The sequence below is a fragment of the Corallococcus aberystwythensis genome (assembly GCF_003612165.1).
Taxonomy (GTDB): Bacteria; Myxococcota; Myxococcia; order Myxococcales; family Myxococcaceae; genus Corallococcus; species Corallococcus aberystwythensis.
This window is the reverse complement of the sequence record NZ_RAWK01000115.1, coordinates 22,358-29,422: the sequence shown is the minus strand read 5'-3', so window position 1 is coordinate 29,422 and position 7,065 is coordinate 22,358. Positions and strand designations below refer to the sequence as shown.

The window sequence follows — 7,065 nt, the reverse complement described above, 5'->3', positions numbered from 1 at the left end:
ACGTCAGGCTGCTCGGGGTGGCGGACGGCTCCATTCCCGGAGGCGGAACCGTGGGCGTGACAGGGCGGGGATGACAGGCGGCGAGCGACAGCAGGAGCAGCAGGGCGGCGTGGCGCATGGGCAAGGGGAAACTCTACCTTGCACGGGGAAACGCGCGACGCGTAGATTGCCGCGCGCCCATGGCCCGGGAAAAGGACAACATCGCTCTGTCCGACGAGCACAACACCCGCGGCATCGAGCTGGCGGATCGCGGCTGGCTGGACGAGGCCATCAAGGAGTTCAGGAAAGCCATCGACCTGGACCCCACGTCGGCGCACGCGCACGACAACCTGGCCACGGTCTACGCGGAGAAGAAGCAGTTCCGCGAGGCGCTGGCGGAGTACCTCACCGCGCTGAAGCTGGAGCCGGAGAGCGCCACCGCCCACTACAACCTGGCCTGCTTCCTCTCCACCCACGCCAGCGAGATGGCGGTGGAGGAGTACAAGGAAGCCATCGAGCTGGATCCGGAGTACCCGGACGCCCACCTCAACCTGGGCCTCACCTACGCGGACCAGGGGCGGGTGGAGGAGGCGATGCGCGAGCTGCAGGCCGCCATCGAGCTGGATCCGCAGGACGCCTTCCCCCGGCACGAGCTGGCGGCGCTGATGATGGACGAGGGGGACTACCGCTCCTCCATCACCCAGCTGAAGGAAGTGGTGCGGCTGGAGCCGGACAACTTCGAGGCGCAGCTGGACCTGGGCATCTGCTACGCACAGAAGGGCTTCTACGCGGAAGCGGAGCGCGCCTATGAGCGCGCCCGGGCGCTCAACGCGGAGGACCTGCTGCTCAACTACAACCTGGCGGCGCTGTACGCGCTGTGGGGACGTCCGAAGGACGCCGTCCAGTACCTGCAGAAGGCGCTGGCGGCGGACCGGCAGAAGGTCCTGGGGTGGCTGTCCGCGGACCCCATGTTCGACGTGCTCAAGGGCGATCCGGACTTCGAAGCCCTCTTCTGAGGGAATCACACATGGAATGGGTTTTCCTGGGGCTGGCGCTGCTGCTGGTCGTCGCGAACGGTTTCTTCGTGGCGACGGAGTTCGCCATCGTGAAGATCCGCGCCACGCGCCTGCAGTCCCTGGTGGACGAGGGCACGCCCGGCGCGGGCATGGCCCTGAAGATGGTGAGCGAGCTGGACGCGTACCTGTCCGCGACCCAGTTCGGCATCACGCTGGCGTCGCTGGGCCTGGGCTGGCTGGGTGAGCCCGCGTTCGAACACCTGCTGCACCCGGTGATGGAGAAGGTGCTGCCGGAGGCGATGGCGGCGAAGTACGGCTCCACGGCGGCGGGCATCGTCGGCTTCAGCATCATCACGTTCCTGCACATCGTGATGGGGGAGCTGGCGCCCAAGAGCGTCGCCATCCAGCGCGCGGAGCAGACGACGCTCGCGGTGGCGCTGCCCATGCGCGCGTTCTACTTCCTCTTCTACCCGGCCATCCGGCTGCTCAACTGGCTGGCGGGGCTGGTGCTCAAGGCGTTCGGCCTGCACTCCGCCAGCGAGTCGCACGAGGCCACCAACGAGGACGAGCTGCGCGTCATCCTGCACAGCTCCGCGCAGGCGGGCGCCATCACCACGGCGCGGGCGGAGCTGCTGGAGCGCGCGCTGGAGATGGCGCAGAAGACGGCGCGGCAGGTGATGGTGCCGCGCAACCAGATGCGCTACCTGGACGTGGAGGAGGCGCTGGACAAGAACGTCATCGACGCGCGCGCGTCCGGGCACACGTGGCTGCCGGTGTGCCGGGGCAACCTCGACGAGGTCGAGGGCGTGGTGAACGTGAAGGACCTGTTCTTCCTCCTGTCCCGCGGGGAGCTGCGCAGCCTGTCCCAGGTGCAGCGGCCGGTGCTCTTCATCCCGGAGAACGCGACGCTGGAGCAGCTGCTGACGGAGTTCCGCCGCCGGCGCCGGCAGATCGCCATGGTGGTGGACGAGCACGGCGGCACGTCCGGGCTGGTCACCATCGCGGACGTGGTGGCGGAGGTGGTGGGCGACGTGGCGGAGCTGGGCCGGCGCGTGGAGGAGGTGCGGGCGCTGCCCGGAGGCCGCTTCGAGCTGCCCGGCACCGCGCAGCTGGACGACCTGGAAGCGCAGCTGGACGTGAACTTCGACCTGGACGACGACGAGAAGGGCGAAGTCACCACCATCGCCGGCTACCTGATGACGAAGCTGGGCCGGGTGCCGGAGAAGGGCGACAGCCTCAAGCTCGACATGTGGCGCATCCTCGTGGAGGAGGTGGACGGCCCCCGCGTGGTGCGCGTCACGGTGGAGCCGCAGTCGCGCCCCAGCGCGGTGCCCAAGGACGGCGCCAGCCGCCCCACGGAGCCGCCCGTGCCGTCCGGCGAGACGGGGTGAAGGCCTAGCCCTTGGCGGGCTTCACGGCCTTCTTCTTCGCGCCGCCCTGGATGGAGGCCGGCTTCACCTTGGCGTTGGGCCGGTCCACCTTGAGCAGCTCCAGGTTGGTTTCGCCGTCCGTGGTCAGCTTCAGGATGCCCACGTCCGGGGCGAACCACATGAAGCTCTCCATGGAGCGGCCCTCCGCGCCCGGGCGGCTGGCGCGGGCCGTGGTGATGTTCTTGATCTTCAGCGCCTTGAAGGTGCCCGCCGCGACGGTGACCTCCTCCTCGCCCACCACCGTGGCCTCCTTGTCGAAGGTCGTGGCGATGGTGGGGCGCAGGCCGCCCTTCTTGGCCGGCGGCTGGAGCTTCACCGACAGGCTGTTCTTCCAGGTGCCGCCCATCACCATCACGGACGGCGCCGGCACGGCCGCCCCTTCCGCGTTCACCACCTGCACGTCCATGCCGGACGCGGACAGCAGCGTGCCCTCCAGGCCGCCCAGGCCCGTGCGGACGCCTTGTGCGTCGCAGGTGAGGTCCGTCTGGCCGCTGCGCCCCTTGAGGCTCACGGCCAGCGTGGCCTTCACCGTTCCATCCGGAGCGGGGGCGACGTCCTTCGTCGCCAGCACCAGCTCCGAGGAGCGGCCGGCCCGGTAGGTGAGCGTCAGGCCGTCCTCCATGGGAAACCAGGGGTTTGGACAGGGGGCCGGCGCCGCCGCCGCCACCATGTCAGACCGGGGTGCTACCTGAGACGTCGGGGACGCGCCCACGAGGAGCGACAGGGCAAGCAAGGGCTGAAACGTAGGACGCCTCCAGAAAGATCAAGGGGAAGGTAGGGTGGGCCGGCTGCTTTGCAAGGGTGGTGCGAGCCCGCGCACCAACCGGCCTGTAGCACTGGACATAGGGTCATGCGTGGCATGGTCACGCTTGATCCCGGTGGGGTGCGTTGGTACTCCTGCCAAACGCTGCGGAGCCGATTTTCCGGCCTCGCGCGCGTTTTCACCCCGTCTCACCGTCGGCCTGTAGGGAGCCCGCTGGCATGCGAATCAAGCGCCTGGACATCACCGGCTTCAAGTCGTTCATGGAGCGGAGCGTCTTCTCCTTCGACGAGGGCGTCACGGGCGTCGTCGGCCCCAATGGGTGTGGCAAATCCAACGTCGTGGACGCCATCCGCTGGGTGATGGGCGAGCAGAGCGCGAAGAACCTGCGCGGCCGCGGCATGGAAGACGTCATCTTCAACGGCTCGGAGAACAAGCCGCCCCTGTCCATGGCGGAGGTGTCGCTCACCTTCCTCGTGGATGACACGGACACGCTGGCGCCCCAGTACCAGGGCTTCAGTGAGATCACCGTGACGCGGCGCTTGTTCCGCAACGGCGACTCCGAGTACCTCATCAACAAGACCCTCTGCCGCCTGCTGGACATCACCGAGCTGTTCCTCGGCACGGGCGTGGGCACCAAGGCCTACTCCATCATCGAGCAGGGCCGCGTGGGCCTCATCGTCTCCAGCAAGCCGGAGGACCGCCGGCACCTGCTGGAGGAGGCCGCGGGCGTCACCAAGTACAAGGCCCGCCGCAAGGCCGCCGAGCGCAAGATGGAGGCCACCGAGGCCAACCTCCTGCGCGTCAACGACATCACGGGCGAGCTGGAGAAGCGGCTCGACACGCTGTCGCGTCAGGCGAAGAAGGCGGAGAAGTACCGCAAGCTCAAGGCGCGCATGCGGGAGATCGACCTGCACTCCACCAGCCACCGCTCGCTGGAGCTGATGGCGGAGAAGCGCGTGCTCCAGTCCCGCCTGGAGAACCTGGGCGGCGAGGAGCGCGAGGGCCTGGACCGGGTGAAGGACCTGGAGGAGGCCATCACCCGGCGCCGCGCGGAGCTGGACGCGGAAGGGGCGGCCCTCCAGCAGTACGCCGGCGAGGTGCACGCGCTGGAGAGCGCCCTGCAGCGTGAAGCGCAGGAGCTGGCGTACGGCCGCCGCGACTTCGAGGAGACCGGCACGCGCGTGGAGTCCGCGCAGGCGGAGCTGGACGCGCTGCTCGCGCGGCAGGCGGAAGTGGTCCAGACCATGACGGCCCGCGAGGCGGAGCTGTCGGGCATCGCCGGGTCGTACAAGGAAGACGAAGTGGCCATGCAGGTGGCCCTGGAGGAGCAGCGCCGCGTCTCCGTCCTCCAGACGGAGATCTCCCTGCGCCTGGAGCAGGAGCGGGCCGGGCTGGTCGCCGTGGCCACGCGCCTGGCGAACCACGAGAGCAACCTGGTCAACCTCGCGCGCCAGCGCGCGGACCTGGAGTCCCGCCGCGCGAAGCTGGGCGGTGAGCTGGAGTCCCTGCGCGCCCAGGAGCAGGAGCTGGACACGGTCCGCACCCAGGCGGCCAGGCACGTGGAGGACACGCGCCACCTGGCGTCCGAGCTGGCCGAGCGCCGGGGCCAGGAGGAGGAGGCCCTCACCCGCACGCGCGAGGCCTTCACAGAGAACGAGGTCCAGGTCATCGCGCTGCGCGAGGAGCTGAGCGACAAGCGCAGCCGCCTGTCGTCCCTGGAGGACATCCAGAAGAACTACGACGGCTTCGACCGGGGCGTGCGCGCCGTCATGGTGCGCGCGGCGGAGGCCGCCCGCGAGCAGGGCATCTTCGGCCTGGTGGCGGATGTCCTCACGGTGAACTCGCCGCGCTTCGAGCGCGCGGTGGAGGCCGCCCTGGGCGAGCGGCTCCAGCACGTCATCGTGGACAGCCGCGAGAAGGGCGTGGAGCTGGTGGAGTACCTGAAGGGCCACTCCGAAGGGCGCGGCACCTTCCTGCCGGTGCCCTCCGGCGAGCAGGCCCGGGCCTTCGTGGAGCCGGACCTCTCGCGCCCGGGCGTCCTGGCGCACGCGCTGAAGGAAGTGTCCTGCGAGCCCGCGCTGGAGCCCGTGCTCAAGCTGCTCCTGGGCGACGTGGTCATCGTCCAGGACCTGCCGGCCGCGCGGGAGTACGCGGAGAGCACTCCCGTTCCGTGCACGCTCGTCACCCTGGAGGGTGAGGTCTTCCGCACGGACGGCTCCATCACCGGCGGTGAGCGCGAGGGCGCGGCGGTGGGCGCGCTCCAGAAGAAGCGCGAGATCGCGGAGCTGGCGGCCGAAGTGGCCCGCGTGGAGGAGCGCTACAACGAAATCCTGACCCGCCACTACACGCTCCAGAAGCAGATGGGGCAGGCGGAGACCGTCCTCAAGGGCCTGGGCAAGGAGCAGCACGCGGAGGAGGTCAACCTGGCCAGCCAGGAGAAGGACCTCCACAAGGCGAGCGAGGACCTGGCCCGGGTGCGCGAGCGCCTGCGCTCCCTGGAGGGCGAGGAGGGGCAGCTCGCGCAGAGCCACACCGCGCTCGCCAACGAGGAGGAGTCCAGCCGCGGCGAGGTGGCCCACGGCCAGGCGGACCGCGAGGCGCGCGAGGAGCGCGTGCGCCAGTACGCCGGGGAGCTGGAGGGGCTGCGCCAGCGCGCGGACACCGCGTCCTCCGACTTGATGGGCCTGCGCGTGAAGGTGGCCGCCGGCAGCGAGCGCGGCGAGTCCGCCCGCAAGGAGCTGGAGAGCCTGGTGTCGCAGCGCCGGGACATGGAGACGCGCGTCAGCCGCCTGCAGGCCACCGTGACGGACGGCCGCACCAAGGTGGAGCAGCTGCAGGGCCGGCTCGCGGAGCTGGAGGCCACCCGGGAGCAGCGGGCGGAGGAGCACCGCGTGGCCGCGGAGGCCCTGGAGGCCCGCCGCACCGCGCACACCACCGCCACCACCGAGGTGCGCGAGCAGGACACCGCCTTCCGCGAGCTGCGCGGCCGGCTGGACGAGCTCATGCAGGGCCTGTCCCAAATCACCCTGCGCGAGAAGGAGATTGGCCTGGAGCTGGAGCACCTGGCCGCCGGCATCCGCGAGCGCTACCAGCTGGAGCTGTCCGCGGAGCTGCACAACTACCACCTGCTGGCGCCGCTCTCGCCGGAGGTGGAGGGTGAGCTCAAGGACCTGCGCGCCCAGGTGGAGAAGATGGGGGAGATCAACCTCACCGCCATCGACGAGCACGAGGAGCTGTCCAAGCGCTTCGAGTTCCTCTCCACCCAGCGCGCGGACCTCCAGGCGTCCATCAGCCAGCTGAAGGAAGCCATCGTCCGCATCGACGCGACGAGCCGCGAGCGCTTCAAGCAGACCTTCGACGTGGTGAACGACAAGTTCCAGGCCATCTTCCCGCGCCTGTTCGGCGGTGGCCGCGCCAGCCTCGTGCTGACGCAGGAGGGCCCCAACGGCGAGCCGGGCGTGGAAATCGTGGCCCAGCCGCCGGGCAAGAAGCTCCAGAGCGTCAACCTGCTCTCCGGCGGCGAGAAGGCGCTCACCGCCGTGGCGCTCATCTTCGGCATCTTCCTCATCAAGCCCACCCCCTTCTGCCTCCTGGACGAGGTCGACGCCCCGCTGGATGAGGGCAACGTGGGCCGCTACAACGACATGGTGAAGGAGATGAGCCGCCAGTCGCAGTTCATCCTCATCACCCACAACAAGCGCACCATGGAGGTCGCCGACACGCTCTACGGCGTCACCATGGAGGAGCCGGGCATCTCCAAGCTGGTCAGCGTGAAGATGCGCGAGGCCTCCGCGCACAACGACGACAAGGTCCCCGCCGCGTCGTAAGGCGCGGCAGGGCAGGGCCGGAAAAACACGACGGGCGCCCCGGGAGGTTC

Annotated in this window: 4 protein-coding genes; 3 read left to right on the top strand and 1 reads right to left on the bottom strand. The window is 69.8% G+C overall.

Annotated elements, in window-relative coordinates:
- Positions 1-179: 179 nt before the first annotated feature.
- Together D7W81_RS20045 and D7W81_RS20040 are read left to right on the top strand one after the other, a co-directional pair.
- Entirely contained in the window at positions 180-995 is an 816-nt protein-coding gene (locus tag D7W81_RS20045) for a tetratricopeptide repeat protein (protein WP_120556984.1), read from the top strand.
- 11 nt (positions 996-1,006) lie between these two features.
- A complete protein-coding gene (locus D7W81_RS20040) occupies positions 1,007-2,386 on the top strand; it encodes a hemolysin family protein (RefSeq protein WP_120556983.1) in 1,380 nt (459 codons plus the stop codon).
- 4 nt (positions 2,387-2,390) lie between these two features.
- On the opposite strand, the gene D7W81_RS20035 is transcribed toward D7W81_RS20040, so the two are convergent.
- Complete coding sequence (locus D7W81_RS20035; RefSeq protein ID WP_244227308.1) at positions 2,391-3,047, bottom strand: TapB family protein; 657 nt, start codon at positions 3,045-3,047, stop codon at positions 2,391-2,393.
- Between the two features lie 359 nt (positions 3,048-3,406).
- On the opposite strand from D7W81_RS20035, the gene smc reads away from it, so the two are divergent.
- Positions 3,407-7,015 carry a chromosome segregation protein SMC gene (gene smc / locus D7W81_RS20030; RefSeq protein WP_120556981.1) on the top strand — a complete coding sequence of 1,203 codons (3,609 nt, stop codon included), beginning with the start codon at positions 3,407-3,409 and terminating at the stop codon, positions 7,013-7,015.
- Positions 7,016-7,065: the final 50 nt, after the last annotated feature.